Source organism: Micromonospora sp. DT233 (genome assembly GCF_049841815.1).
In the GTDB taxonomy this organism is placed as follows: Bacteria; Actinomycetota; Actinomycetes; order Mycobacteriales; family Micromonosporaceae; genus Micromonospora.
This window is the reverse complement of record NZ_JBNCLB010000003.1, coordinates 203605-229498: the sequence shown is the minus strand read 5'-3', so window position 1 is coordinate 229498 and position 25894 is coordinate 203605. Positions and strand designations below refer to the sequence as shown.

At 75.0% G+C, this 25894-nt stretch carries 27 protein-coding genes and 1 tRNA gene; 14 read left to right on the top strand and 14 right to left on the bottom strand.

Annotation, left to right across the window (positions count from 1 at the left end):
- Positions 1–45: 45 nt before the first annotated feature.
- The 3 genes from ACLQ2V_RS09075 to ACLQ2V_RS09065 are packed head-to-tail and all read left to right on the top strand — an operon-like array spanning position 46 to position 2520.
- Positions 46–564: a MauE/DoxX family redox-associated membrane protein gene (locus ACLQ2V_RS09075; protein ID WP_425717949.1), complete on the top strand. Its 519-nt coding sequence runs from the start codon at positions 46–48 to the stop codon at positions 562–564.
- Positions 557–1273, top strand: coding sequence for a DsbA family protein (locus ACLQ2V_RS09070; protein WP_425717948.1), 717 nt, complete (start codon positions 557–559; stop codon positions 1271–1273). The genes ACLQ2V_RS09075 and ACLQ2V_RS09070 overlap by 8 nt, the downstream gene beginning before the upstream one ends.
- A complete protein-coding gene (locus ACLQ2V_RS09065; RefSeq protein ID WP_425717947.1) occupies positions 1270–2520 on the top strand; it encodes a hypothetical protein in 1251 nt (416 codons plus the stop codon). The genes ACLQ2V_RS09070 and ACLQ2V_RS09065 overlap by 4 nt, the downstream gene beginning before the upstream one ends.
- Positions 2521–2626: 106 nt before the next feature.
- On the opposite strand, the gene ACLQ2V_RS09060 is transcribed toward ACLQ2V_RS09065, so the two are convergent.
- Genes ACLQ2V_RS09060 through ACLQ2V_RS09045 form a run of 4 tightly spaced genes read right to left on the bottom strand, consistent with a single transcriptional unit; the run spans position 2627 to position 5350 of the window.
- Positions 2627–3388 carry an energy-coupling factor ABC transporter ATP-binding protein gene (locus ACLQ2V_RS09060; RefSeq protein WP_425717946.1) on the bottom strand — a complete coding sequence of 254 codons (762 nt, stop codon included), beginning with the start codon at positions 3386–3388 and terminating at the stop codon, positions 2627–2629.
- Complete coding sequence (gene cbiQ / locus ACLQ2V_RS09055) at positions 3385–4155, bottom strand: cobalt ECF transporter T component CbiQ (RefSeq protein ID WP_425717945.1); 771 nt, start codon at positions 4153–4155, stop codon at positions 3385–3387. The genes ACLQ2V_RS09060 and cbiQ overlap by 4 nt, the downstream gene beginning before the upstream one ends.
- 11 nt (positions 4156–4166) lie before the next feature.
- Positions 4167–4634, bottom strand: coding sequence for a PDGLE domain-containing protein (locus ACLQ2V_RS09050; RefSeq protein ID WP_425717944.1), 468 nt, complete (start codon positions 4632–4634; stop codon positions 4167–4169).
- On the bottom strand, positions 4631–5350 hold the full coding sequence (locus tag ACLQ2V_RS09045) for an energy-coupling factor ABC transporter permease (protein ID WP_425717943.1): 720 nt from the start codon (positions 5348–5350) through the stop codon (positions 4631–4633). Before ACLQ2V_RS09045 ends, ACLQ2V_RS09050 begins: the two co-directional genes overlap by 4 nt.
- A 159-nt stretch (positions 5351–5509) precedes the next feature.
- On the opposite strand from ACLQ2V_RS09045, the gene bcp reads away from it, so the two are divergent.
- The 4 genes from bcp (at position 5510) to ACLQ2V_RS09025 (ending at position 7321) form a co-directional block, all read left to right on the top strand.
- Positions 5510–5986, top strand: a complete 477-nt coding sequence (bcp, locus tag ACLQ2V_RS09040) for a thioredoxin-dependent thiol peroxidase (RefSeq protein ID WP_425717942.1) — start codon at positions 5510–5512, stop codon at positions 5984–5986.
- Between the two features lie 30 nt (positions 5987–6016).
- Positions 6017–6613 carry an HNH endonuclease signature motif containing protein gene (locus tag ACLQ2V_RS09035; protein ID WP_425717941.1) on the top strand — a complete coding sequence of 199 codons (597 nt, stop codon included), beginning with the start codon at positions 6017–6019 and terminating at the stop codon, positions 6611–6613.
- Positions 6604–6678: transfer RNA gene (locus tag ACLQ2V_RS09030), tRNA-Leu, on the top strand. Before ACLQ2V_RS09035 ends, ACLQ2V_RS09030 begins: the two co-directional genes overlap by 10 nt.
- Before the next feature lie 91 nt (positions 6679–6769).
- Positions 6770–7321: a GNAT family N-acetyltransferase gene (locus ACLQ2V_RS09025; RefSeq protein ID WP_425717940.1), complete on the top strand. Its 552-nt coding sequence runs from the start codon at positions 6770–6772 to the stop codon at positions 7319–7321.
- Positions 7322–7370: 49 nt separating this feature from the next.
- On the opposite strand, the gene ACLQ2V_RS09020 is transcribed toward ACLQ2V_RS09025, so the two are convergent.
- Positions 7371–8186 carry an MOSC domain-containing protein gene (locus ACLQ2V_RS09020; RefSeq protein ID WP_425717939.1) on the bottom strand — a complete coding sequence of 272 codons (816 nt, stop codon included), beginning with the start codon at positions 8184–8186 and terminating at the stop codon, positions 7371–7373.
- A gap of 80 nt (positions 8187–8266) precedes the next feature.
- Here ACLQ2V_RS09020 and ACLQ2V_RS09015 point away from each other — a divergent pair, with 80 nt between their 5' ends.
- The 6 genes from ACLQ2V_RS09015 to hutH are packed head-to-tail and all read left to right on the top strand — an operon-like array spanning position 8267 to position 16113.
- Complete coding sequence (locus ACLQ2V_RS09015; RefSeq protein ID WP_425717938.1) at positions 8267–9121, top strand: MurR/RpiR family transcriptional regulator; 855 nt, start codon at positions 8267–8269, stop codon at positions 9119–9121.
- Between the two features lie 13 nt (positions 9122–9134).
- Positions 9135–10790: a urocanate hydratase gene (gene hutU / locus ACLQ2V_RS09010; protein WP_425717937.1), complete on the top strand. Its 1656-nt coding sequence runs from the start codon at positions 9135–9137 to the stop codon at positions 10788–10790.
- Positions 10787–12013, top strand: coding sequence for an allantoate amidohydrolase (locus ACLQ2V_RS09005; protein WP_425717936.1), 1227 nt, complete (start codon positions 10787–10789; stop codon positions 12011–12013). The genes hutU and ACLQ2V_RS09005 overlap by 4 nt, the downstream gene beginning before the upstream one ends.
- A 37-nt stretch (positions 12014–12050) precedes the next feature.
- Complete coding sequence (locus tag ACLQ2V_RS09000; RefSeq protein WP_425717935.1) at positions 12051–13409, top strand: formimidoylglutamate deiminase; 1359 nt, start codon at positions 12051–12053, stop codon at positions 13407–13409.
- Positions 13406–14587 (top strand): imidazolonepropionase, encoded by a 1182-nt coding sequence (hutI, locus tag ACLQ2V_RS08995; RefSeq protein ID WP_425717934.1) that lies wholly within the window; start codon positions 13406–13408, stop codon positions 14585–14587. The genes ACLQ2V_RS09000 and hutI overlap by 4 nt, the downstream gene beginning before the upstream one ends.
- Positions 14575–16113 (top strand): histidine ammonia-lyase, encoded by a 1539-nt coding sequence (gene hutH, locus ACLQ2V_RS08990; protein ID WP_425717933.1) that lies wholly within the window; start codon positions 14575–14577, stop codon positions 16111–16113. The genes hutI and hutH overlap by 13 nt, the downstream gene beginning before the upstream one ends.
- Positions 16114–16227: 114 nt before the next feature.
- Here hutH and rdgB read toward each other — a convergent pair whose 3' ends face one another.
- From rdgB to ACLQ2V_RS08945, 9 genes are all read right to left on the bottom strand, one after another.
- Positions 16228–16845, bottom strand: a complete 618-nt coding sequence (gene rdgB, locus ACLQ2V_RS08985) for an RdgB/HAM1 family non-canonical purine NTP pyrophosphatase (protein WP_425717932.1) — start codon at positions 16843–16845, stop codon at positions 16228–16230.
- The gene (gene rph, locus ACLQ2V_RS08980) at positions 16842–17567 is read right to left on the bottom strand and encodes a ribonuclease PH (protein WP_425717931.1); all 726 of its coding nucleotides are present in this window, start codon (positions 17565–17567) and stop codon (positions 16842–16844) included. Before rph ends, rdgB begins: the two co-directional genes overlap by 4 nt.
- A 65-nt stretch (positions 17568–17632) precedes the next feature.
- A complete protein-coding gene (locus ACLQ2V_RS08975) occupies positions 17633–18379 on the bottom strand; it encodes an MBL fold metallo-hydrolase (protein ID WP_425717930.1) in 747 nt (248 codons plus the stop codon).
- A gap of 246 nt (positions 18380–18625) precedes the next feature.
- Positions 18626–19591, bottom strand: a complete 966-nt coding sequence (locus ACLQ2V_RS08970) for a PLP-dependent cysteine synthase family protein (RefSeq protein WP_425717929.1) — start codon at positions 19589–19591, stop codon at positions 18626–18628.
- 12 nt (positions 19592–19603) lie between these two features.
- On the bottom strand, positions 19604–19945 hold the full coding sequence (locus ACLQ2V_RS08965; RefSeq protein ID WP_425717928.1) for a MoaD/ThiS family protein: 342 nt from the start codon (positions 19943–19945) through the stop codon (positions 19604–19606).
- 74 nt (positions 19946–20019) lie between these two features.
- Complete coding sequence (locus ACLQ2V_RS08960; RefSeq protein ID WP_425717927.1) at positions 20020–20508, bottom strand: Mov34/MPN/PAD-1 family protein; 489 nt, start codon at positions 20506–20508, stop codon at positions 20020–20022.
- Positions 20509–20561: 53 nt separating this feature from the next.
- Positions 20562–21056, bottom strand: coding sequence for a DUF2017 domain-containing protein (locus ACLQ2V_RS08955; RefSeq protein ID WP_425718317.1), 495 nt, complete (start codon positions 21054–21056; stop codon positions 20562–20564).
- A gap of 2 nt (positions 21057–21058) precedes the next feature.
- Positions 21059–21349, bottom strand: a complete 291-nt coding sequence (clpS, locus tag ACLQ2V_RS08950; protein WP_425717926.1) for an ATP-dependent Clp protease adapter ClpS — start codon at positions 21347–21349, stop codon at positions 21059–21061.
- A gap of 81 nt (positions 21350–21430) precedes the next feature.
- On the bottom strand, positions 21431–23017 hold the full coding sequence (locus tag ACLQ2V_RS08945; RefSeq protein ID WP_425717925.1) for a hypothetical protein: 1587 nt from the start codon (positions 23015–23017) through the stop codon (positions 21431–21433).
- A gap of 199 nt (positions 23018–23216) precedes the next feature.
- Between ACLQ2V_RS08945 and ACLQ2V_RS08940 the strand changes: the two genes are divergently transcribed.
- Entirely contained in the window at positions 23217–25892 is a 2676-nt protein-coding gene (locus ACLQ2V_RS08940; protein WP_425717924.1) for a LuxR C-terminal-related transcriptional regulator, read from the top strand.
- Positions 25893–25894 lie beyond the last annotated feature (2 nt).

The window sequence follows — 25894 nt, the reverse complement described above, 5'->3', positions numbered from 1 at the left end:
GCCAACGAACGGGAACTTTCCTCGGGTTCGGGACGACAAACGAGCGTGCCCCCCGCAGCCCGCACCGCCGCCGCCCGATGGCCCGCCGTCCGCCCCTGGCTGGGCGTCGCCGCCCGGCTGGGGCTGGCCGCCGTCTGGCTGGTCGCCGGCGCCACCAAGGTCGGCGACCTGGCCGCCTCCGGCCGCGCCGTCAACGCCTACGAGGTGCTGCCGTACGACGTCGCGACGGTGGTCGGCGCGGCGCTGCCCTTCGTCGAGCTGGCGCTGGGAGTGCTGCTGCTGCTCGGGCTGGCCACCCGGCTCACCGCCGGGGTCTCGGCGGCGCTGCTGGTGGTCTTCGTCGCCGGCATCGCCTCGGCCTGGGCGCGCGGCCTGAACATCGACTGCGGCTGCTTCGGCAGCGGCGGTCAACTCGCCGCCGGACAGTCCCCGAACTACCTCCCGGAGATCCTCCGGGACCTGGGATTCCTGGCGCTGGCCGGGTTCCTGCTGATTTGGCCCCGCACCCCCGTCTCCATCGACGGTTGGCTGGCGGGCGCACCTGTGGAGGACGACGATGAGTAGTCGCAAGGGGCAGCGGGACGCCGCCCGGGTGGTACGGGAACAACTGGCCCGGGAGCGCCGCCGCCGGCGGACGCTCTGGACCTCGATCGCGGCGGTCGCCGTGCTGGTCATCGCCGGTGGGATCGGCTGGGCCGCCTGGAGCAGTCAACGCTCCGACAGCTTCACCGCGCCCACCGGGTCCAACGAGGCCGGCACCGGCGTGGTCACCGGCTCCGGCCCGGTCACCGTCGACGTCTACGCGGACTTCCTCTGCCCGGCGTGCAAGCAGTTCGAGCAGGCCAGCTCGGCCACCATCGACCAGCTCATCGCCGAGGGCAAGGCCAAGGTGGTCTACCACCCGGTGGCGTACCTGAACCGCTACTCCTCCACCCAGTACTCCACCCGCTCGTCGGCCGCCTCCGGCTGCGCCGCCGAACTCGGCCGGTTCCGGCCCTTCGCCAAGGCCCTCTTCGACCAGCAGCCCCCGGAGGGCGGCGCCGGCCTCAGCGACGACAAGCTGGTCGACATCGCCGTCGAGAGCGGCCTGGACCGGGACGACTTCGCCGCCTGCCTGCGGGAGGGCGAGTTCAAGCCGTGGACCGAGCACGTCACCGAGCAGGCGGACAAGGCCGGGGTCACCGGCACGCCCACCATCAAGGTCAACGGCCAGGAGCTCGCCGACCGCAGCCCCGAGGGCCTGACGGCGGCGGTGGCGGCGGCCGGCAGGTGACCGGCACGCCGCCGCGCCGGGGCGGGCTGGTCCACCGGGGCGGGCTGCCGCGCCGGGGCGGGCTGGTCCACCGGGGCGGGCTGCCGCGTCGGGCCGGGCTGGTCCACCGGGGCGGGCTGCCGCGCCGGGGCGGGCTGGTCCGCCGCGCCGGGCTGGTCGTCGTCGCCGGGCTGGTCGCCGTGCTGACCGGCGCCGCGCCGGCCGCCGCGCACGGCGGGGAGGCGCCGCAGGGCACCGACTACCGGGCCGAGGTGACCTCGGTCGCCCCGGCCCGCCCCGGGCTGACCGTCCGAGCGGTGGAGGCCGGCGTCCGGTTGGAGCTGGTCAACCGCACCGGGCGGGCGATCGAGGTGATCGGCTACTCCGGGGAGCCGTACCTGCGCGTCGGCCCCGACGGAGTGTTCGAGAACAGCCGTTCCCCCGCGACGTACCTGAACCGGACCCTCGCCGAGGGTGCCACGCTGCCCGCCGAGGCCGATCCCGCCGCCGCCCCGCACTGGCAGCGCATCGACGACGGAACGACGGCCCGCTGGCACGACCGGCGGGCCCTCTGGCAGGAATCCGACCCGCCCGCGCAGGTGCTCGCCGACCCCACCCGGGAGCAGCGGGTACGCGCCTGGACGATCCCGCTGCGCGACGGCACCGAGCCGGTGGAGATCCGGGGCACCCTCGACTGGGTGCCGCCGCCGGACCCGTACCCCTGGTGGGTGGCGACCGCCCTCGGCTTCCTCCTGGTCGGCGCCGCCGGGCTGCTGGCCACCGGCACCGCCGCCGGGGCCCGCGCGCTGGCCGGCGTCGGCGCGGCGCTGGCCGCCGGAGGGCTCGCCGCTATCGTCGTCACGATCGGCCGGGTGGTGGACGCCGGGGCATCCGGTGTCGGCGAGGTGCTGCGCGGCCTGCTCTCCGGGGAGTTCTGGGCGCTGCTCACCGGCCTCGGCGCGCTCGCGGCGGGCGGCCTCGCGCTGGCCCGCCGCCCGGCCGCCGACTTCGCCGTGGCGCTGGCCGGGACCTGCCTCGTCCTCTTCGCCGGCGTCGGCAACCTCGCCGTCCTCAGCCGCTCCGTCCCGCCGCTGCCCTGGTCGGGCGAGCTGGCCCGCACCCTGCTGGTGCTGATCCTGGCCACGGGCGCGGGCGCCACCGCCGCCGGCATCCTCCGCCTCCGCTCCACCGCCCTCTCCCACCCCCCGCCCACCACCCCCACTCCCCCCACTCCCCCCACCCCCGGGGTTGTGGTGGGGCCGCGTTGATCAAGAGATTTGCGTCAATTTTGATCTCCCCAGTGACGTAAACCTCTTGATCAACCTCGGCGGGGAGGTGGGGTGGGGTGGGGGTGGGGGTGGGGTGGGGGTGGGGTCAGGGGGTGTAGCCGTGGGGGAGTTCCAGGCGGTGGTGGGCCAGCAGGGGGGCGTTGGACAGGAGGGTGCGGGTGGGGGCGTCGGCGACTATGCGGCCGGCGTCGAGGATCACCGAGCGGTCGCAGAGCTCCAACGCGTACGGCAGGTCGTGGGTGACCATCAGCAGGGTCACCGGCAGCCCACGCAGGATCTCCGCCAGCTCCCGGCGGGCCGCCGGGTCCAGGTTCGACGACGGCTCGTCGAGCACCAGGATCTCCGGCCGCATCGCCAGCACGGTGGCCACCGCCACCCGGCGGCGCTGCCCGAACGACAGGTGCTGCGGGGTGCGGTCGCGGTGCTCGGTCATCCCCACCGCCGCCAACGCCTCGTCGACCCGGGCCGTCAGCTCCGTCCCGCGCAGCCCCAGGTTGGCCGGCCCGAAGGCCACGTCCTCGGCGACGGTGGGCAGGAAGAGCTGGTCGTCCGGGTCCTGGAAGACGATCCCGACCCGTCGGCGGATCTCCGCGAGGGTCTTGCGGTCCCGGCTCACCGGCAGGCCACCGACGCTCACCGTGCCCTCGGTGGCGGTGAGGATGCCGTTGAGGTGCAGCACCAGGGTGGTCTTGCCGGCACCGTTGGGCCCGAGCAGCGCCACCCGCGCCCCGCGCGGCACGGTCAGGTCCACCCCGTGCAGGGCGACGTGCCCGTCCGGGTACGCGTACCGCACGCCGCGCACGTCGAGCGACGGTGGAGCCGGTTGATCCTGCACGTACCCGATCATGTCAGGACGACGGCGACGCCGGCGATGGTGGCCGCGACCAGCGGAACCGTCGCCCCGGCCACCCACTGCCCGGCGGTCGCCGCGCCCGCGCCCTGCCACACCGCCGGCATCCGGCCGGAGTAGCCGCGCGACACCATCGCCAGGTAGACCCGCTCCCCGCGTTCGAACGCGCGCAGGAAGAGCGCCCCGATGCCGGCGGCGAAGCCGCGCAGCTGCCACAGGAAGCGCGGATCGTCGCCCCGGGAGACCCGGGCCACCCGCATCCGCCGGGCCTCGCCGACCAGCACGTCCAGGTAGCGCAGCATGAACATGGCGATCTGGGTGAGGATCTGCGGGCAGCGCAGCCGGTCCAGGCCGACGATCAGGTCCCGGGTCGTCGTGGTCGCCGCGAGCAACAACGACGCCAGTACGCCGAGGGTGCCCTTCGCGACGATGTTCCAGCCGCCGAGCAGCCCGTCGACGGAGAGCGCGACCCCCGCCACCTCGACCCGCTCCCCCGTGCCGAGAAACGGCAGCGCGAACGCGAAGAGCACGAACGGCAGCTCGATCGTGGCGCGGCGCAGCAGCCAGCCCGGCCCCACCCGGGCCAGCGCGGCGACCGCCGCGACCAGCAGGGCGTACCCGCCGAAGGCCCAGAACGCGGCGCGCGGGGTGGCCACCACCGCGAGGGTGAAGAGCACCATCGCGGCGATCTTCACCTCGGGCGGGAGGCGGTGCACCGCCGAGTCGGCGTCCCGGTGCAGCAGGTGGGCGTGACCGGCTCCCATCGGCGACGCGCCTACCGACCGTTGGTGACGGGAGTCGCGTCACCGTCGGCGCGGGGGCGCTGGCTGGCCGACCCCGGATCGCCGGTCTGCGGCCCGTCGCCCGGCTGCACTGCGTCGCCCGGCTGCGGGCCGTCGCCCGGCTGTGGGCCCCGGCGGCGCAGCAGCCAGAAGATGCCTCCGCCGACGGCGAAGGTGAGCAGCACCCCGAGGACGCCGGAGAGGCCGGTGGAGAGGAAGTCGTTGTCCAGCCCACGGACGCCGTAGTCGGCCAGCGGGCTGTCGCCCAGCTCGTGGTCCCGTTCCTGCTGGGCCGGGCAACTGCCGCCGGTGATCTCGCCCTCGGCGTCGACGGTGCAGCCCTCGCGGAGCGAGGAGTCCAGCCCGTCCGGGTGCGACGAGGCGTAGTTGCTGACCACCCCGGCCAGCAGCAGGGCCACCAGCAGCCCGCCGATCACGAAGGCCCAGGGACGCTTGCTCATCGGGCACCTCCGGCGACCGGGACGACGGGAGCCGGAGTGGCCGGCTTGCGGGCGCGCAGCGCGTACACCAGGTCGGGGCGGACCTTCGCGACGGTGAGCACGGTGGTCGCGGTGATCAGGCCCTCGCCGATGCCGATCAGCAGGTGCGCGCCGGCCATGGTGCCGGCCAGGCCGGTCAGGTTGCCGCCCAGGTCGGTGGTGCCGCCGAGCCAGTACTGCAGCACGAAGCCCTGGGCCGCGACGACGACGCTGACCAGCGCCGCGACGAAGGCCGTCGCGCCGAGGCCGGCCGGCGTGCGGGGCAGCACCCGCAGCAGCAGGGCGATCAGCAGGTACGCCACGGCGGTGCCGAGGATCGCCATGTTGGTGATGTTGAGCCCCAGCATGGCCACCCCGCCGTCGCCGAAGACCAGCGCCTGCACGACCAGCACGACCGCCACGCAGAGGGCACCGACCCACGGGCCGACGAGCAGCGCGGCCAGCGCGCCGCCGAGCAGGTGACCGCTCACCCCGGCGGTGAGGATCGGGAAGTTGAGCATCTGCACGGCGAAGATGAACGCGGCGACCAGGCCGGCCATCGGGGCGAGCCGGTCGTCCAGGTCGCGCCGGGCCCGCAGCACGCAGAGCGTCAGCACCATCAGCGCGAACGCGGCGAAGAGCGCGGCGACGGGACCGTTGATGATCCCGTTCGAGATGTGCATCGCCAGGGCTTCCACTCGACCTCCCGAGGCGCGGCGGGCAGGCCCACACCGACCAGGTCAGCTTATTTCCACGAAGACGTTGTTGCAAATACTTGGCAACAAGCTCATTGCCTGGTCCTGCCGCGGGACGGCGCGGCGGGGTGCGGCGGCGGGACGCGGCGGTAGGGTTCGGCCATGACCGCGCCAGCCCGCCTCAACCCCGGTGACCCCGCGCCCGAGTTCACCCTGCCGACCGACACCGGCGAGACCCTCTCCCTGGCCGCCCTGCGCGGTCGGAAGGTCATCCTGTACGCCTACCCCGCCGCGATGACCCCCGGCTGCACCAAGCAGGCGTGCGACTTCCGCGACTCCCTCGCCTCGCTCCAGGCGGCCGGCTACGAGGTGATCGGCATCTCCCCCGACAAGCCGGAGAAGCTGGCGAAGTTCCGCGAGCGGGACGCCATCACCTTCCCGCTGGTCGGCGACGCCGACCGGGCGGTGCTCACCGCGTACGGCGCGTACGGCGAGAAGCAGTCGTACGGGCGGACGGTGACCGGGGTGATCCGGTCCACCTTCGTCATCGACGGCGACGGCAAGATCGAGCGGGCGCTCTACAACGTCAAGGCCACCGGACACGTCGCCAAGCTGCGCCGCGACCTCGGTCTCGACTGAGCTGTCACACCCGGCCACTACGCTGCGCTGGTGGCTCGTTACAAGTATCCGCCGGAGGCGCTGGCCAGCGCGGCGGCACAGGCCCGCAGCGTCACCGAGGTGATGCGGCTGCTGGGCGTGCGCCTCAGTGGTGGCTCGCACGCCCACATCAGTCGGCAACTCAAGCGCTTTGGCATCGACACCTCGCACTTCACCGGGGGTGCCCACAACCGAGGACAACACAACATCCGGGTTCCGGCGGCGGCGCTCCTTGTCCAGCGACCCGAGGAATCGCGCCGGATCGCCGGTAGCCGGTTGAAGCGGGCACTGGCGCTCATCGGGCTGCCGGAGGAGTGCGAGGTGTGCGGCACCGGCCCAAGTTGGCAGGGGGCACCCCTGACCCTGCATGTCGATCACATCAACGGCGATTTTCTGGACAACCGGCCGCACAACCTGCGGCTACTGTGTCCCAACTGTCACAGTCAGACCGCTACCTATGCCGGGGCCCGCCGCCAGGCTGTGGTCGCACCCGACGTGGTCTACGATCCGAAGGCCGTGACACCAACGGGTTTCCCGATCGGCCGTCAGCTTCGTCGACCGCCTCAGTGGTCGTGGAAAATGACGGTCTACGCGGTTAAGGGGCCGTAGCCCAACTGGCAGGAGGCATACGGTTTAGGTCCGTACCAGTGCGGGTTCGAGTCCCGTCGGCCCTACTTATCCACATCTGACACCATCTATCGGGCATGGTGTCAGGCTCATCACGCTCAGGCGGTCGTCCGGTGGTGGCCGCGTCAGGATGAGGGCGTGAGTCTGCGTTTCGTCCTCGACCCCACCCTGACCCCCGAGCTGCGCGCCCAGATTGCCGCCCTCTGGGTCGACGCGACCAACGCCGGTGGCGCGGTCGGCTTCGTCGCGCCCGTCACCGCTGCCGAGGTCCGTCCCGTCGCGGAGGCCGCCTTCGCCGGGATCACCGACGGCCCGGACCGGCTGCTGGTCGGATACGACGGCGCGCGCCCGGTGGCCGTGCTGATCTTCGTCGACAACCGGTTCCACCTGGAGACGCACTGGTGCACGCTGAAGCGGGTGATGGTGCACCCCGACGCGCAGGGCCGGGGGCACGGGGTGGCGCTGCTGCGCCAGGCGGAGCGGCTCGGCCGCGAGCTGGGCCGGGAGGCGTTGCACATCACCGTGCGGGGCGGGTTGGGGCTGGAGCGGTTCTACGCGCGGCTCGGGTATCGGGAGGTGGGCCGGCTGCCGGGCGCGCTGCGGCTCGCCCCGGGCGACGACCGGGACGAGATCATCATGTGGCTCGACCTGACCGCCGCCGGGCACCCCGACCCCGCCCCGGCCACCTGAGCGCCGTCGCTCGACACGCCACCACCCAATAGGCCCGCGCCCCGACCGGTCAGTCCGGTGCCGTCAGCGGGTCGCCGACGCGCAGCTCACCCGGCCCGTCGGGGACCAGGTGCAGCCCGAACGGAAGCTTCCGGTCGACGGTGTGGTGCCGGCCGAGGGCGCGCAGCGGCTCGGATCCGCGTACCCCGGTCTCCTGGTCGGTGGTGGTGACCACGCAGCGGCCGCAGGGGCCGGCGGCGCGGAACCGGACCGCGCCGATGCGCACGGCACGGCCGGCCCAGCCCTCCTCGGCCCAGGCGGGGGTGCCGTCGACGACCAGGTTGGGCCGGAATCGGCTCATCGGCACCGGCGCCTCGCCGGCCTCGGCGAGCCAGCCGTTGAGGGCGGCGAGGGAGGCGGTGGTGGTCAGCAGCAGGGGGTACTCGTCGGCGAAGCTGACCTGGTCGCCGGTGTCGTGGGCCCGGTCGCCGGGGGCCAGGTGCCGGGCGGGCCGGGCCAGGTGGACCAGGCGGGCCGGTCGGCCGAGCAGGGCGGTCAGCCAGTCGTCGGCGGCGGGCCCGGCGGGGAGCGCGGGGACGGCCAGCCGGCTGCGGAACACCCGCACGGGCAGCGGCTCCACGTCGGCCGGCTCGGCGACGTCCAGGTCGGGGCGGCCGGCGGCGCGCAGCAGCAGGCCGCCGTCGCGGGGCGCGGCCCGCAGCCGGACCAGCGCGGTGGTCTCCCGCTGGGTGACGCCGACGCCGTCGGCGTCGACCACCATCCAGCGCCGGTCGCCGGCCAGGCCCCACGGCTCGACGCGCGCGCCGTCGTGGTCGATGCGGTGGCAGCCCTTGACCGGGTACGTGTGCAGCGCCGCGAGCCTCATCGGAGGGTTGTACCAGGTTCGGGGCCGCGACGGGGGGCGGGACGGTTGCCAGTGAAATTTTTGATGCATAGAGTCTCGGCATGAATGGCAGCGGCACCGCAGCGGCGTCCGCCGAGCCGGTGCTCGACCTGTTCCGGGGGGTGCGGCTGACCCCGACGCAGCGCCGGATCGCGCACTGCCTGGTGCAGCACGCCGCCGCCGCGGCGTACCTCTCGGCCGCCGAGGTGGCGGAGCTGGCCGGGGTGAGCCAGCCCTCGGTGACCCGGTTCGCGGTGGCGCTCGGCCACGACGGCTACCCGGCGCTGCGCCGGCGGCTGCGCGAGCTGGTGGGCGCGTCCCCGGTGGGCACCGCCGACGGCGACAACGAGTTGCAGCGCGCCGTCCGGGCCGAGGCGGGCAACCTGGAACGGCTGGCCGGGCAGCTCGCCGACACCGGCCGGATCGCCGAGGCCGGCGCGCTGCTGGCCGCGAGCCGGCCGCTGCCGGTGGTCGGGCTGCGGGCCGCCGCGCCGCTGGCCGCGTACTTCGCGTACTTCGCGGCGAAGGTGCACCCGGACGTGCGGGTCCTCGACGATGGGGGGAGCCTGCTCACCGACCGCCTGGAGCAGGCCGCCTCGGCCGGAGCGAGCGCCCTGCTGGCGTTCGTGCTGCCCCGCTACCCCCGGGAGACCCTGGACGCGCTGCGCGCGGCGCGGGCCGCAGGCCTGACCGTGGTGGCCATCACCGACTCGCCGGTCAGCCCGGCGGGCGAGTACGCCGAGGTGACGCTCGCCGCCGCCGTCGGCACCGACCTGGTCTTCGACCTGCACACCGCGCCGATGACCCTGGCGATGGTGGTCCTGGAGGCCATCTGCGACGCCGCGCCCGCCGAGACCCAGCGTCGGCTGGAGGCGTTCGAGTCCTCCGCCGCCCGCCGTCAACTGTTCCTCGGCTGAGAGGAGAGACGAGATGTCCCAGCCCGTCCGCGCCCCGCGCGGCACCGCGCTCACCGCCCGGGGGTGGCCGCAGGAGGCCGCCCTGCGGATGCTGATGAACAACCTCGACCCGGAGGTGGCCGAGCGCCCCGACGACCTGGTCGTCTACGGCGGGACCGGGCGGGCGGCGCGGGACTGGCCGTCGTACCACGCGCTGGTGCGCACGCTGACCGACCTGCGCGACGACGAGACGATGCTGGTGCAGTCCGGCCGCCCGGTGGGGGTGCTGCGCACCCACGAGTGGGCGCCCCGGGTGCTGCTGGCCAACTCCAACCTGGTCGGTGACTGGGCCACCTGGCCGGAGTTCCGCCGCCTGGAGTCGCTGGGCCTGACCATGTACGGGCAGATGACCGCCGGGTCGTGGATCTACATCGGCACCCAGGGCATCCTGCAGGGCACGTACGAGACCTTCGCCGCCGTGGCCACCAAGAGGTTCGCCGGCACCCTGGCCGGCACACTGACGCTCACCGCGGGCTGCGGCGGGATGGGCGGCGCGCAGCCCCTCGCCGTCACCATGAACGGCGGCGTCTGCCTGATCGTGGACGTGGACCGGTCCCGGTTGGACCGCCGGGTGCGCGACCGCTACCTCGACGAGGTGGCCGACTCGCTGGACGACGCGGTGCGGCGGGTGCTCGCCGCGAAGCGGGACCGCCGGGCGTTGAGCGTGGGCGTGGTCGGCAACGCGGCGACCGTCTTCCCCGAGCTGCTCCGTCGGGGGGTTCCGGTCGACGTGGTCACCGACCAGACCAGCGCGCACGACCCGCTGTCGTACCTGCCGGAGGGGGTGGAGCCGGCCGACGCCCGGGAGTACGCGGGCGCGAAGCCGGCGGAGTTCACCGACCGGGCGCGGGCGTCGATGGCGAAGCACGTCGAGGCGATGGTGGGCTTCCTCGACGCGGGCGCGGAGGTATTCGACTACGGCAACTCGATCCGGGGCGAGGCGCTGCTCGGCGGGTACCAGCGGGCGTTCGACTTCCCCGGCTTCGTGCCGGCGTACATCCGGCCGTTGTTCTGCGAGGGCAAGGGGCCGTTCCGGTGGGCGGCGCTCTCCGGCGACCCGGCCGACATCGCCGCCACCGACCGGGCGATCCTCGACCTCTTCCCCGAGAACGAGTCGCTGGCCCGGTGGATCCGGTTGGCCGGCGAGCGGGTCGCCTTCCAGGGCCTGCCGGCCCGGATCTGCTGGCTCGGCTACGGCGAGCGGGACCGCGCCGGGGTGCGGTTCAACGAGATGGTCGCCTCCGGCGAGCTGAGCGCGCCCGTGGTCATCGGCCGGGACCACCTGGACTGCGGCAGCGTGGCCAGCCCGTACCGGGAGACCGAGGCGATGGCCGACGGCTCCGACGCGATCGCCGACTGGCCGCTGCTCAACGCGCTGGTCAACACGGCCAGCGGCGCGTCCTGGGTCTCGATCCACCACGGTGGCGGGGTGGGCATCGGCCGGTCGATCCACGCCGGTCAGGTCTGCGTGGCCGACGGCACCGCCCTGGCCGGGCAGAAGATCGAGCGGGTGCTGACCAACGACCCGGCGATGGGCGTCATCCGGCACGTCGACGCCGGCTACGACGCCGCCCGCGAGGTCGCCGACGGCACCGGCGTACGGGTGCCGATGGCCGAGGGCCGGCCGTGACCCCGGGGCGTGACGCCGAGGGCGAGCTCGCCGGCCGGTTCCGGGCGCTCTGGGACGAGATCGCCCCGATCGGCCGGGACCCGGACAGCGGCGGCTACCTGCGGTACGCGTTCACCGCGCCGGAGCTGGCCCTGCGCGACTGGTTCCGGGCGCAGGCCGCGAGCCGGGGCATGCCGGTCACCGCCGACGGCAACGGCAACCTCTTCGCCCGCTGGGGTGACCCGGAGGCCGGCGACGCCGTGCTGACCGGCAGCCACTTCGACTCGGTGCCGCACGGCGGCGCGTACGACGGGCCGCTCGGCATCGTCAGCGCCTTCCTCGCCGTGGACGAGCTGCGCGCCGCCGGGGTCACCCCGGCCCGGCCCCTGGTGGTGGCGGCGTTCGCCGAGGAGGAGGGGGCGCGCTTCGGCGTACCGTGTCTGGGGTCGCGGCTGTTCACCGGCGCGCTCGACGCCGACCGCGCGGCGGGCCTGCGCGACGCCGACGGGGTGCGTTTCGCCGAGGCGCTCGGCGACCGGCCGGCGGGCGCCCGCCCGGACCTGCTCGGCGGCCTGTCCTGCTTCGTGGAGCTGCACGTCGAGCAGGGCCGGGCGCTGGTCGAGGGCGACGCGCCGGTCGCGGTGGCCAGTGCCATCTGGCCGCACGGCCGCTGGCGCCTGGACTTCCACGGCGAGGGCAACCACGCCGGTACGACCCGGATGGCCGACCGCCGCGACCCCATGCTGACGTACGCGTTCACGGTCCTCGCGGCGAACAAGGAGGCCCGGCTGCGCGGCGCGCACGCCACCGTGGGCCGGGTCCGGGTCGCCCCGAACGCCACCAACGCGATCCCGTCGCGGGTGACGGGCTGGCTGGACGCCCGCGCCGCCGAGCCGGAGACGCTGGCCGCGCTGGTCGAGGCGGTACGCGCCAAGGCCGCCGACCGGGCCGACCGGGACGGCACGCGGCTCACCGTCACGGAGGAGTCGGTCACGCCGCTGGTCGCCTTCGACGACGGGCTCGGCGGCCGGCTGGCCCGGCTGCTGGACGCCCCGGTGCTGCCCACCGGGGCGGGCCACGACGCGGGGGTGCTGGCCGGTCACCTGCCGACCGCGATGCTCTTCGTGCGCAACCCGACGGGGGTGTCGCACTCCCCCGCCGAGGCGGCCACCGACGCCGACTGCGCCGCCGGGGTGCTCGCCCTGGCCCGGGTCCTGAAGGAGCTGACGTGCCCCCGCCCCTGATGTCGCAAACGAATCAGCTCCAAAGGGGGCGGAAGAGGTGACCGGGGGCCGCTGGCTCGCCGAGTACGCGTGGCTGCCCGGCCACGCCGAGCCCACCGCCGACGTGCTGATCGAGGCCGCCGACGGCCGGCTCACCGCCGTCACCCCACTCGCCGCCGCCGGGCGGGAGCCGACCGGCGACGTCGTGCGGCTGCCGGGGCTGACCCTGCCCGGGTTGGCCAACGCCCACTCGCACGCGTTCCACCGCGCCCTGCGCGGCCGCACCCACGCCGGCACCCACCCCGGCGGCCGCGCGGGCCGGGGCGACTTCTGGAGCTGGCGGGAGGCCATGTACGCCGTGGCGGCCCGCCTCGACCCCGACTCCTACCTGGCCCTGGCGCGGGCCGCGTACGCCGAGATGGCGCTGGCCGGCGTCACCTGCGTCGGGGAGTTCCACTACCTGCACCACGGCCCCGACGGCACGCCGTACGACGACCCGAACGCGATGGGTGTCGCGCTGATCGAGGCCGCCGCGCAGGCCGGCATCCGGATCACCCTGCTCGACGCCTGCTACCTGACGGCCACCGTAGACGGTGCGCCCCTGGCCGGGCCGCAGCGGCGCTTCGGCGACGGCGACGTCGACGGCTGGTCCGACCGGGCCGACCGGCTGACCGCCCGGCCGCACGCCCGGATCGGGGCGGCCCTGCACTCGGTGCGCGCGGTGCCGGCCGACCAGATCGCCACCTTCGCAGGCCGCAACGAGGGGCTGCCGCTGCACGTGCACCTCTCCGAGCAGCCCGCCGAGAACGACGCCTGCCGGGCCGTGCACGGCTGCACCCCGACCCGGCTGCTGGCCGACCGGGGGGTGCTGACGCCGACCGCGACGGCCGTGCACGGCACCCATCTGACCAGCGCCGACGTGTCGCTGCTCGGCGACGCCCGCACCGGGGTCTGTCTCTGCCCGACCACCGAGCGGGACCTGGCCGACGGCATCGGGCCGGCCCGGCGGCTGGCCGACGCGGGCGTACCGCTGAGCCTGGGCAGCGACAGCCACGCGGTGGTCGACCTCTTCGAGGAGGCCCGCGCGGTGGAGCTGGACGAGCGGCTGCGGACCCGCCGGCGCGGTCACTTCGCCCCGGCCGAGCTGCTGGCCGCCGCCACCGGCGCCGGGCACGCCGCGCTGGGCTGGCGCGACGCCGGCCGGCTCGCCGTGGGGGCCCGCGCCGACCTGGTCACCGTGCGGCTGGACAGCGCCCGCACGGCCGGGGTGCCGCCGGTGGGGGCGTTCTTCGCGGCGACCGCCGCCGACGTGGTCTCGGTCGTGGTGGACGGCCGGCAGGTCGTCGCCGACGGGCGGCACCGCAGCGTGGACGTGCCGTGCGAGCTGCGCGCCGCGATCGGGGCGGTGACCCGGTGAGCGGCAGCCTGCTGGTCGACAACATCGGTGAGCTGGTGACCAACGTCGCCGGCACCGGCGACGGCGGCCCGTTGGGGCTGCGCCGCGACGCGGCGGTGCTCGTCGAGGCGGGCCGCGTCGCCTGGGTGGGTGCCGCCCGGTACGCCCCCGCCGCCGACCGGCGCGTCGACGCCGAGCAGGCGGCGGTGCTGCCGGGCTTCGTGGACAGCCACGCGCACCTGGTCTTCGCCGGGGACCGGGCCGCCGAGTTCGCCGCCCGGATGGCCGGCCGGCCGTACACCGGCGGCGGCATCCGGACCACGGTCGGCGCGACCCGGGCGGCCGGCGACGACGCGCTGCGGGCCACCGTGCGCCGGCTGGTCGGCGAGGCCCTGCGGCAGGGCACCACCACCATCGAGATCAAGAGTGGGTACGGCCTCACCGTCGCCGACGAGGCCCGGTGCTTACGGATCGCCGCCGAGGCGACCGACGAGACCACCTTCCTCGGCGCGCACGTCGTCCCCGCCGAGTACGCCGACCGCCCCGACGACTACGTGGGTCTGGTGTGCGGGCCGATGCTCGCCGCCGCCGCCCCGTACGCCCGCTGGGTCGACGTGTTCTGCGAGCGGGGGGCGTTCGACGCCGACCACACCCGGGCCATCCTCACCGTCGGGCAGGCGGCCGGGCTGGGGGTACGGCTGCACGCCAACCAGCTCGGCCCCGGCCCGGGGGTGCGGCTCGGGGTGGAGCTGGGCGCGGCCAGCGTCGACCACTGCACCCACCTCGACGACGCCGACGTCGACGCGCTCGCCTCCGGGCAGACCGTGGCGACCCTGCTGCCCGGGGCGGAGTTCTCCACCCGCTCGCCGTACCCGGACGCGCGGCGGCTGCTCGACGCCGGTGTCACCGTGGCGCTGGCCACGGACTGCAACCCCGGGTCGTCGTACACCTCGTCGATGCCGTTCTGCGTGGCGCTGGCCGTACGCGAGATGCGGATGACCCCGGCGGAGGCCGTCTGGGCCGCGACCGCCGGGGGCGCGCGGGCGCTGCGCCGCGACGACATCGGGGTGCTGCGGCCCGGCGCGCGGGCCGACCTGACCATCCTCGACGCACCGTCGCACCTGCACCTGGCCTACCGGCCCGGTGTTCCCCTGATCCGCCAGGTCCTGCGCAACGGAGTGCCGCAATGTCGATCGTAGTAGTCCAGCCCACCGGGATCTCCCCCGCCGACGTGCTCGCCGTGGCCCGGGGGGCCGCCAAGGTCACCCTCGACCCCGCCACGATCGAGGCGATGGCGGCCAGCCGCGCCATCGTGGACGGCATCGAGGCCGCCGGCCGGCCCGTGTACGGCGTCTCCACCGGCTTCGGGGCGCTGGCCAACACCTTCGTCGCGCCGGAACGCAGGGCCGAGTTGCAGCACGCGCTGATCCGCTCGCACGCCGCCGGGGTGGGCGCACCGATGCCCCGGGAGGTGGTCCGGGCGATGATGCTGCTGCGGGTCCGCTCGCTGGCGCTGGGTCGCTCCGGGGTGCGCCCGCTGCTGGCCGAGGGCCTGATCGACCTGCTCAACCACGACGTCACCCCGTGGGTGCCGGAGCACGGCTCGCTCGGCGCGTCCGGCGACCTGGCCCCGCTGGCGCACTGCGCGCTGGTGCTGCTCGGCGAGGGTTGGGTGCTCGGCCCGGCCGGTGAGCGCCTCGACGCCGCCGCCGCGCTGCGCGACGCCGGGCTGACGCCGGTGGCGCTGGCCGCCAAGGAGGGGCTGGCGCTGATCAACGGCACCGACGGGATGCTGGGCATGCTGCTGCTGGCGATCCGCGACGCGGCGCACCTGTTCACCATGGCCGACGTGACCGCCGCCCTGGCCATCGAGGCGATGCTCGGCTCGGAGCGGCCGTTCCTGCCGGAGCTGCACGCGATCCGCCCGCATCCCGGGCAGTCGGTGTCGGCGGCGAACATCCACCGGCTGTTGCAGTCCTCGGCGGTGATGGACTCGCACCGCGACGACCTGGCGCACGCGGTGCAGGACGCGTACTCGATGCGCTGCGCGCCGCAGGTCGCCGGGGCCGCCCGGGACACCCTGGAGTTCGTGCGCACGGTGGCCGACCGGGAGCTGGTCTCCGTGGTGGACAACCCGGTGGTGCTGCCCGACGGCCGGGTCGAGTCGACGGGGAACTTCCACGGGGCGCCGTTGGGCTTCGCCGCCGACTTCCTGGCCATCGCCGCCGCCGAGGTGGGGGCGATTTCCGAGCGGCGGGTGGACCGGCTGCTCGACGTGGCCCGCAACCGGGAGCTGCCGGCGTTCCTCACCCCCGATCCGGGGGTGAACTCCGGGCTGATGATCGCCCAGTACACCGCCGCCGGGATCGTCGCGGAGAACCGCCGGCTGGCCGCCCCCGCCTCGGTGGACTCGCTGCCCACCAGCGGGATGCAGGAGGACCACGTCTCGATGGGCTGGGCGGCGACGAAGAAGCTGCGCACGGTGCTGGACAACCTGACCAGCCTGCTCGCGGTGGAGCTGCTGTCGGCCGTGCGGGGCCTGCAGCTGCGGGCCCCGCTGACGCCGTCGCCGGCCGGGCGGGCCGCCCTCGCCGCGCTCGGCGAGGCGGCCGGGGAACCCGGGCCGGACGTCTTCCTCGCCCCGCTGCTGGAGGCCGCGCGGGCGGTGGTGGCCGGGCCGCAGCTGCGGGCCGCGATCGAACGCGAAATCGGCCCGCTGGGCTGAGCCCGCACCGGCCGGGCCGCCGCGACCCAGGCGGCCGGCGCGGCCCTGCCCAGGCGGCCGGCCCTGCCGGCGCAGGCCGGGCCGGCCGCAGCCGGTCGGCCCGGCGTCGGCGGGTCAGGGCGTCGGCGGAAGGACCTTGGCCAGCAGCTTGGCCAGCTCGCGCAGCGCCTTGCCCCGGTGACTGATCGCGTCCTTGCCCTGGGGGGTCAGCTCCGCGTTGGTCTGCTCCTGCCCGTCACCGAGGAAGATCGGGTCGTAGCCGAAGCCGCCCTCGCCGCGCGGGGCGCGCAGCAGCCGGCCGGCCTGGCGGCCGTCGACCAGGTGCTCCTTGCCGCCGGGCAGCACCAGGGCCACGGTGCAGACGAAGGACGCGCCCCGGTGGGCGTCGGGCAGGTCGGCGATCTGGTCCAGCACCAACTGGAGGTTGGCGTGGTCGTCGCCGTGCCGGCCGGCCCAGCGGGCGCTGAACACCCCGGGCATGCCGTTGAGGGCGTCGACGGCCAGGCCGGAGTCGTCGGCGATGGTGGGCAGGCCGGTGCGCCGGCAGCCCTCCCGCGCCTTGATCAGCGCGTTCTCGCCGAAGGTCAGGCCGGTCTCCGGCAGCTCCGGATATTCCTCGACGTCGTCGAGGCCGAGCAGCGCGACCCGGTGCGCGCCGAGCGCCCCGTCGAGGATGCGCTGGAGCTCGACCAGCTTCTTGCGGTTCCGGGTGGCCAGCAGCACCTTGTTCACAGCAGCACCTTCCGCTGGGCCTCGGCCAGTTCCACGCAGCCGGCGACGGCGAGGTCGAGCAGGGCGTCGAGCTGGTCGCGGGCGAAGACCCCGGCCTCACCCGTCCCCTGCACCTCGACGAAGTCGCCGGTGCCGGTGCAGACCACGTTCATGTCGACCTCGGCGCTCACGTCCTCGTCGTAGCAGAGGTCCAGCCGGGCCTCGCCGGCGATGACGCCGACGCTCACCGCGGCGACGGAGCGGTGCATCACCTTCTCCGGCTTGCCGGCCAACGACTTGCGCCCGGCCAGCCAGGTCACCGCGTCGTGCAGCGCCACGTACGCGCCGGTGATGGCGGCGGTGCGGGTGCCGCCGTCGGCCTGCAACACGTCGCAGTCCAGCACGATCGAGTTCTCGCCGAGCGCCTTGAGGTCGATGCTGGCCCGCAGGCTGCGGCCGATCAGCCGGGAGATCTCGTGGGTCCGCCCGCCGACGCGGCCCTTGACGCTCTCCCGGTCCGAGCGGGTGTTCGTGGCCCGGGGCAGCATCGCGTACTCGGCGGTCACCCAGCCGAGCCCGGAGCCCTTGCGCCAGCGGGGCACCCCCTCGGTGACGCTGGCCGTGCAGAGCACCCGGGTCCCGCCGAACTCGACGAGCACGGAGCCCTCCGGGTGGGTGCTCCAGCCCCGGGTCAGGGTCACCGGTCGGAGTTGGTCGGGCTGCCGCCCATCAGGTCGCACCATCCCTGCACCCTATGCGGTGCCGGGTGCGGGCACCTCCGGGGTGCCCCGGTCGCCGCGCCGGGGCGTCAGACCTCGTAGCAGGCGCCCGCGCGGACCACCTCGAGCGGCCCGTCGTACGCGGCGCCCGCCGCCTCGAGGGTGACCGCCTCGCTGCCCCAGGCGGCGACGAGGTGGGTCAGCAGCAGCCGGCCCACGCCCGCCTTGGTGGCCGCCTCGCCGGCCTCCCGACCGGTCAGGTGCAGGTCCGGCGGGTTCTCCACCCCGTCGAGGTAGCTGGCCTCGCAGAGGAAGACGTCGGCGTCCTGGGCCAGCCGCAGCAGCGCGTCGCAGGGCGCGGTGTCGGAGGAGTAGCAGAGCACCCGGCCGTCGTGCTCCAGCCGCACCCCGTACGTCTCGACGGGGTGGTTCATCCGGTCGACGGTGACGCTGAACGGGCCGATGGGGAACGTGCCGGGCTGGAGGCCGTAGAACTGGTAGACGTCCTCGACCGTGTTCTCCCCCTGCCCGTAGGCCAGCGCCAGCCGGTCCGGGGCGCCGGACGGGGCGTACACGGGCATGACCGGGTAGGGCCCGTCGGGGGCGTACCGGCGCACCACGACGTACGTCGCCGCGTCGAGCATGTGGTCGCAGTGCAGGTGGGTCAGGAGGATGGCGTCGGGGGCGTGCAGCCCGGCGTAGCGCTGGAGGGTGGAGAGCGCGCCGGAGCCGAAGTCGACCAGGAGCCGGAAGCCGTCGGCCTCGACGAGGTAGGCCGAGCACGGCGAGTCGGGGCCGGGGAAGCTGCCCGCACAGCCGAGGACGGTCAGTCGCATGAGGTCGTCCCGCTGTCACGTACGGTAGTCGCCACGTCGGTCGCCGCGCTGTCGATGATCTCTACCGACGCGTACGACACGCTGCGCAGCCTACGCGCACGCGCGCCGGGCACGAATCATCTGTGGGAAGTTGTCACCAACGTGACACCCCACCGGCGTTGCGGGGCACCGGCCGACGCGACGGGCCGGCCCGGTCACCCCGGGCCGGCCCGCCTCGGGCGTCGGCGTCGACCCGACGGCTCGCCGTCAGGCCCAGAGCTGCCCCTCCAGGGACTCCTCGGCGTCGGCGAGCGTGCCGCCGTACGCCCCGGTGCTGAGGTACTTCCAGCCGCCGTCGCAGACCACGAACGCGACGTCGGCGCGGCGGCCGTCCCGGACCGCCTCGTGCGCCACGGCCAGGGCGGCGTGCAGGATCGCCCCGGTGGAGAAGCCGGCGAAGATCCCCTCCACCTCGACGAGCTGCCGGGTACGCAGCACCGCGTCGCGGGTGCCGACGGAGAACCGCCGGGACAGCACGGTGGCGTCGTAGAGCTCCGGGACGTACCCCTCGTCGATGTTGCGCAGCCCGTAGACGAGCTCGCCGTAGCGGGGCTCGGCGGCGACGATCTGGATGCCCTCGACCTTCTCCCGCAGGTAACGTCCGGTGCCCATGAGGGTGCCGGTGGTGCCGAGGCCGGCCACGAAGTGCGTGATCGTGGGCAGGTCCGCCAGCAGCTCCGGGCCGGTCGTCTCGTAATGCGCGCGGGCGTTGGCCTCGTTGCCGTACTGGTAGAGCATGACCCAGTCGGGGTGCTCGGCGGCGATCTGCTTGGCGGTGGCCACGGCCTGGTTGGAGCCACCGGCGGGCGGCGAGAAGATGATCTCCGCGCCGTACATCCGGAGCAGTTGCACCCGCTCGGTGGAGACGTTCTCCGGCATCACGCAGACCAGCCGGTAACCGCGCAGCTTGGCCACCATGGCCAGCGAGATGCCCGTGTTGCCGCTGGTCGGCTCCAGGATCGTGTCACCCGGCCGGAGCCGGCCGTCGGCCTCGGCCCGGCGGACCATGTACAGCGCCGCCCGGTCCTTGATGCTGCCGGTCGGGTTCCGGTCCTCCAGCTTCGCCCAGAGCCGCACCGGCGGCGCCCCCTCGGGCACCGCCGGCGAGAGCCGGGGCAGCCCGACCAGGGGGGTGCCGCCGCAGGCGTCGAGCAGGCTGTCGTGCCGCGCCATCGCCGCCGGGCCTCAGCGGGCGGCGGCGCGGGTGGCGACCGTGTGGGCGGCGATGGCGGCCGCCGCGGCGAAGCCGAACGCGCCCCCGGCCACGGCGGGCAGGACGGTCACGCTGTCGCCGTCGTTGAGCTTGGCGTCCAGCGCGCCGAGGAAGCGGACGTCCTCGTCGTTGACGTAGACGTTGACGAAGCGGTGCAGCGCTCCGGCGTCGGTGACCAGCCGGCCGCGCAGGCCGGCGTGCCGGGAGTCCAGGTCGGCCAGCAGGTCGGCGAGCGTGTCGCCGGTGCCCTCGACGACCTTCGCGCCGCCGGTGTAGCTGCGCAGGATGGTGGGGATGCGAACCTCGATGGCCATGGTGTCGTGCTCCTTGTCCGGGTGTGTGCGTGGGCTCGGTGACGGGAGAAGGGAATGTTGCGGTGCCGCTGGGGTCAGCGGTCGAAACACTCGTAGTCGACCGTCGCCGGGGCATGCCCGAACATGTAGGACTGGACGGCGTTCGGGTCCACGGCGGCGTCCAGGATCCGGACCGGCTCCTCGGTCACCACGCCGTCGACGATCCGGAAGGAGCGGATCTCCTCGGTGTCGGGCTCGCGGGTGGAGACGAGCAGGTAGTGCGCCCCCGGCTCACCGGCGAGGGAGACGTCCGTGCGGGACGGGTACGCCTCCGTGGCGGTGTGCGAGTGGTAGATGACGACGGGCTCCTCGTCCCGGTCGTCCATCTCCCGCCACACCCGCAACTGCTCCATCGAGTCGAGCTCGTAGAAGGTCATCGAGCGGGCGGCGTTCGCCATCGGGATGTGCCGGGTGGGGGTGTCGCTGCCGACGGAACCCGCGACCACGCCGCACGCCTCGTCCGGGTGGTCCCGACGCGCGTGGGCGACGATCGCGTCGATGATCGACCGGTCGATGCTCAGCACGTTGACCAGCCTAACGCCTGACCCGCACCACCCACAGGTGGCAACGGTCACGATCAGTCGATCATGGCGTTGAGCAGCGACTCCTGCAGGTACCCGAGGTAGGCGTAGACCGACAGCTGGAACACCCGGCTCGACGACGGGTCGGCGGCGACGGCCTCGTCCAGCTCCGCGCCGAGATCCATCTCGTCCCTGATCTCCAGCCGCACGCCCATCGCCAGGCGGGCGTCGTTGAGCGCCCGCAGCCACGCCTCGGCGGCCTCGGCATCGAGCTGGACCTCGCCGCCGGCCGACTCCGGCAGGGCGGCGAGGATCGCACCGGCCTGGTCGATCTTGCCGGTCTTCAGGTCGCCCTCGGTGTACTGGCGGAACTCCGCCGTGTCGGCCGAGTCGTCCGGGTAGACCTCGGGGAAGAGCCGCCCCACCACCGGGTCGGAGTGGTCGAAGCCGTCGGTGAGCAGCCCCACCACCTCGGAGGCCACCTTGCGCAGCACCCGGACCTCGTCCACCGCGAGGCTGGCCACGTACCGGTCGCCCCGGCGTCGGAACATGCTCACGACCGCTCCACCGTGGCCCAGAGCCCGTACGCGTGCAGCTGCGCCGCGTCGTGCTCCATCCGTTCCCGGGCGCCGGTGGAGACGGCCGCCCGGCCCTTGTGGTGCACGTCCAGCATGAGCTTCTCGGCCTTCTCCCGGCTGTAACCGAACAGCTTCTGAAAGACCCAGGTCACGTACGGCATCAAATTGACCGGATCGTCCCACACGATCGTCACCCATGGCCGGTCGGAGACCGGCACCTCTTCGGTGTCCGGCGTCTCGACCGGTGCAAGCTGCGGAGCCGCCATGCCCCCCATCGTGCCACCGGTGTCGGCGAAGCGAGGAACCGGAACGCCGTACGGCCCCGGATCACCGGCCCACACCCGCCCTCACGCCCGCAGGGTGCCGTGGTCGACCGCCTCGGCGAGCACCGTGCCGAGCGCGAGCCGCACGGCCTCGAACCGCCGGGACACCTCGCGGGTCAGCTCCAGCTCCACCTCGCGCAGGGCCCGCTGGGCCCAGTTCCGGGCACCGCCCTGGTCGTCGTCGGCCAGGCCGCCCGGGCTGTTCCAGCGCTGCCAGCACCCCCCGGAGAGCGCCACGCCGACCGGCGTGAGCACCTCGAACCGCTCGCCGCGCGGATAGCTGGAGAGCGGGTCCATGGCGCCGGCCCCGGTCACCTCGGTCACCCCGGCGGCGCTGGTGACCAGCAACACCCGATCCAGCTCCTGGGCGACCGACCCGTCGGTGATCTCCCAGCGGACGGCCCGGTCGATGCGCCGGCGCAGCCCCTCGGGGAGGGGAACCGGGGTCTCCAGCACCCGCCCGGCGACGTCGTCGACGATGCCCCGCACGGCCGCGTCGCACTGGGCGGTGGCCAGCACGGAGAGCGCCTCCAGCTCGCGGTCGAGCAGTTGCGGCAGGCTGGCGGGGCCGGCCCCGAAGACGACCTCCTGCACCGCCCGCAGGTGGGCCTTGGCCAGTTCCAGGGCGAGGTCCTGGCGGATCCGCTGCGCGCAGCAACGGGTCTGCCGGTCCAGCAGCCGCTGCCACCCGCGGTCGTCCGCGCGGGCCGAGACCGGCACCCGGCCGTGCCATCCGGGCAGCACCGGCGACTGGGCGCTGGACCGGCGCAGCCCCTCCTCGGCGGCCCAGCCCACCAGGGCCCGCCGCAGCGCGCCGGGGTCGCCCGGCCGAGCCCGGTACCACGGCGCGTCGACCAGCGCCGGCACGGCGGCCAGCAGGGTCGCGCGGTGCGCGGCGAGCACCAACTCGACCGGTTCCACCGTGCCGGCCGGGCCACCGGCGACGGCAGCCGGGTCCGGGGCGACGGCAGCCGGGTCCGGGACGGCGGCGGCCCCGTCGGGTGGCGCACCGCCCGGCGGTGCGGCCCAGCCCGTCCCGCCGGGCGTGACCACGAAGAAGACCTCGACCGCGGAGTCGGCGACCTCGGCCAGCAGCTTCAGCTCGGCGGCGCTGAGCGCCTGGTCGGCCGCGATCACGAAGAGCAGCGCGCCCGCCCGGCCGACCGCGTCGCGCAGCAGCCGCCCGCCGGCGGTGCCCAGCGTGTCGGTGTCGGGGGTGTCGACCACGGCGAAGTGCCGCAGCAGCGGCTCGGCGACGGCCAGTTCCACCCGGCGCGGCGGCCGGGCCAGCGCGGGGCCCGTCCCCGGGCGGTCCGGCGCGTACGAGTGCGGCTGTCGGTAGCCGGGCACGTAGGCGGCCCGGGTGGACACCTTGGCGTGGCTGAGCAGCAGCCAACTGCCGGCCGGGACGACGAGCAGCTGCGGGGCGAGGCCCAGCAGGTCGGCCAGCACCTCCCGCCGGGCGGCCCCGGCCGGGCCGACGGCGACCACGCCGAGCGGGTCGTCCGGCCCCGGCTCGGTCACCCCGACCCGCAGGGGCGTGGGAGCGCACCGCGGCGGGCCGGCCGGATCGTCGGACGGGTCGGCCGCGGGGAGAGGACCTGGCTGCATCAGGCGGCCTCCCGATGAGGGCGGCCGTGTTCGGACCCGGCCGCGTGGAGTCCGGCGGGACACCCCGGATGCGCAAAAGAGTACGACGGCCCGTCGAGACGCCCACGACCTTCGAATACTCAGCGCTAATCGGCGGATTACTCAACTTCACTGCGTGACGGCGCGCACACGCCCGGCTCCCGATCGATATGCTGCGCCGATGAGTCGGTGGGAGTTCGTCGGCCGCAGGGCCGAGCTCGACCGCCTGCTCGCGGCGGCGACGGGGGCCGACGAGCGGGGGCTGTTCTACGGCGGCTCCGCCGGCGTCGGCAAGAGCCGGCTGCTGCGCGAGGCCCTGGCCGCAGTCCCCACCGACGGGCACGCCGTCTGGTCGGTCTCGGCCAGCGCCACCACGGCGGCGCTGCCGTTCGGCGGGCTGGTCCAGGTGCTCCCCGCCGAGCAGCCGCAGGGGCTCTCCCCGGCGGGCGTGCTGCGCTGGGCGGTGGACCAGCTGCAACAGCGCGCCGCCGGGCGGCGCATCGTGCTGGCAGTCGACGACGCGCATCTGCTCGACCCGCCGTCGGCGGCGCTGGTGCACCTGATCTGCCGCGCCGAGAACGCCACCGTGATCGGGACGCTCCGCGACGGCGAGCAGCTCCCGCTGCCCATCCGGGCACTGTGGACCGACGGTCTGGTGGACCACGTCGAGTTGGCCCCGCTGGGGCTCGCCGACACCACCGACCTGCTCGCCGCGATCACCAAGGGCCCCGTGGACCCCTGTTCCGCCGACCGGCTGTGGCAGCTCTCCGGCGGCAATCCGCTGCTGCTGCGCGAGCTGGTCATGGCCGCCCCGCCGAGCGAGCTGAGCCGCCCGTACGGGATGTGGCGGTGGACCGGCCGGCTGACGTTGGCACCCACCCTCACCGAGCTGATCGACACCCGGATCGGGCAGCTCACGCCCGGGGTCCGCGCGGTGCTGGAGCTGGTCGCCTTCGGCGAGCCGCTCGGGCTGCACCTGCTCAACCAGGCGGTGGTGCCCTCCGACGTGGAGCTCGCCGAGGAACGCGGCCTGATCACGGTGGAGACCACCGACCGGCGCACGGACGTGCGGCTGGCCCACCCGCTCTACGGCGAGATGATGCGGCGGCGCTGCCCGGTCAGCCGCACCCGGCGGTTGCGGGCCCGGCTGGCCGAGCTGGCGCAGGCGGTGGGCACGCGCCGCCGCGACGACCTGCTGCGGGTGGCGGTGTGGCGGCTGGACTCCGGCACCGCGCAGGACGCGGCGCTGCTGCTCGGCGCGGCGGCGCAGGCGTTCACCCGCTACGACGTGCCGTTGGCGACCCGGCTGGCCCGCGCGGCGCTGGACGCCGACGGCGGCTTCGACGCCGCAGAGCTGCTGGCCACCATCCTGATGTTCGCCGACCGGCCGCAGGAGGCCCTCACGATGCTCGACGCGGTGGCCGGCGACGCGGCGGGGCCGGGCCGGCGCAGCCGGTGGCTCACGGTGCGGGGCATGGTCAGCTACTGGGGGCTCAGCGACGAGTCCACGGTGGACGAGATCGCGGCGCGGGGCGCCGAGCTGCCCGACGCCACCGACCAGGCCCGGGTGCACGCCTTCGAGGCGATCATGCGGCTGCACCGACTGGACGCCACGCGGGCGGCGCGGCTGGCCGAGGCGGTGCTGGACCGCCCCGCCGCCGGGCTGAGCGCCCGCGAGCTCGCCCGGTGCACGCTGGCCCATCTCCAGGCCGCCCAGGGGCAGCTCGACCGCAGCGGCGCGGCGATCGACCGGGTGCAGGCCGAGGTGACCCACTGGCGTGGCGACATGCCCTACCTGCAACTCGCCCTGGAGCTGGCCCGGGGCACGCGGCTCGCCCTCGTCGGCGACCTGGCCGGCATCGACGCGATCGTGGCTGACGAGTTCGCCGACCTGGCCGGGGCGGGCGACTTCCGGCTCGGCACCGGCTACCTGGCCATCCTCAGGGCGTACGCGGCACGGCTGCGCGGCCGCAGCGGCGCGGCGCTGAAGACGAGCCTCGGCGCGTGCGCGGTGCTGGCCACCAGCCGGGTGTACGCGGGCCTGGCGCACGCCGAGCGGGCCCAGGCGGCGGCGCTGCGGGGCGACAGCGGGCACGCCGCCGAGGCGATGGCCGAGGCGGACCGCACGCACGCACCGGGGATGGCGGTGCTCTACCCGTGGCTGGAGCAGGCCCGTGGCGCGGTGCTGGCCGCCGGCGGCGATTCGGGAGCAGCCGTCAAGCACCTGGTCGACCTGGCCGACCGGCTCCGCGACGACGGCTTCGCCGGCCACGAGGTGTTGGTCCTGCACGACCTGGTCCGGCTGGACGCCGCCGCCGCGCCGGTCGGGCCGACCTGCACCGACGGGGGCCGGCGGACGGTGGCCCAGCGGCTGACCGAGCTCTCCGAGCGGGTCGACGGCCCGCTGCCGCCGCTGCTGGCCCGGTACGCGCGGGCCTGCGTCGACGACCACACCGACGAGTTGTTCGCGGTGGCCGACGGCTTCGCCGAGCTGGACCTGCGGCTCTACGCCGCCGAGGCGACCGCGGCGGCGGCCCACCGGCTGCGGTTGCGCCGATCCGGCGCGGCGGCCGAGGCCCACGAGCGCCTCGGCGAACTGCTCGGCCGCTGCGACCACGTCGACACCCCGGCGCTGCGGCTGCGTCGGCCCGCCCTCAGCGACCGGGAGTGGGAGGTCGCCCGGCTCGCGGCGCGGGGCGTGACGAGCCGGGCCATCGGCGAGCGGCTCTTCCTGTCCAGCCGCACCGTGGAGAACCACCTGCAGCACGTCTACCGCAAGCTCGGGGTGACCGGGCGGGCCGAGCTGCGCTCCGCCCTGCGGTCGTTGCCGGGGCAGGAGGGCGGGTCGGGCCGCTGAAC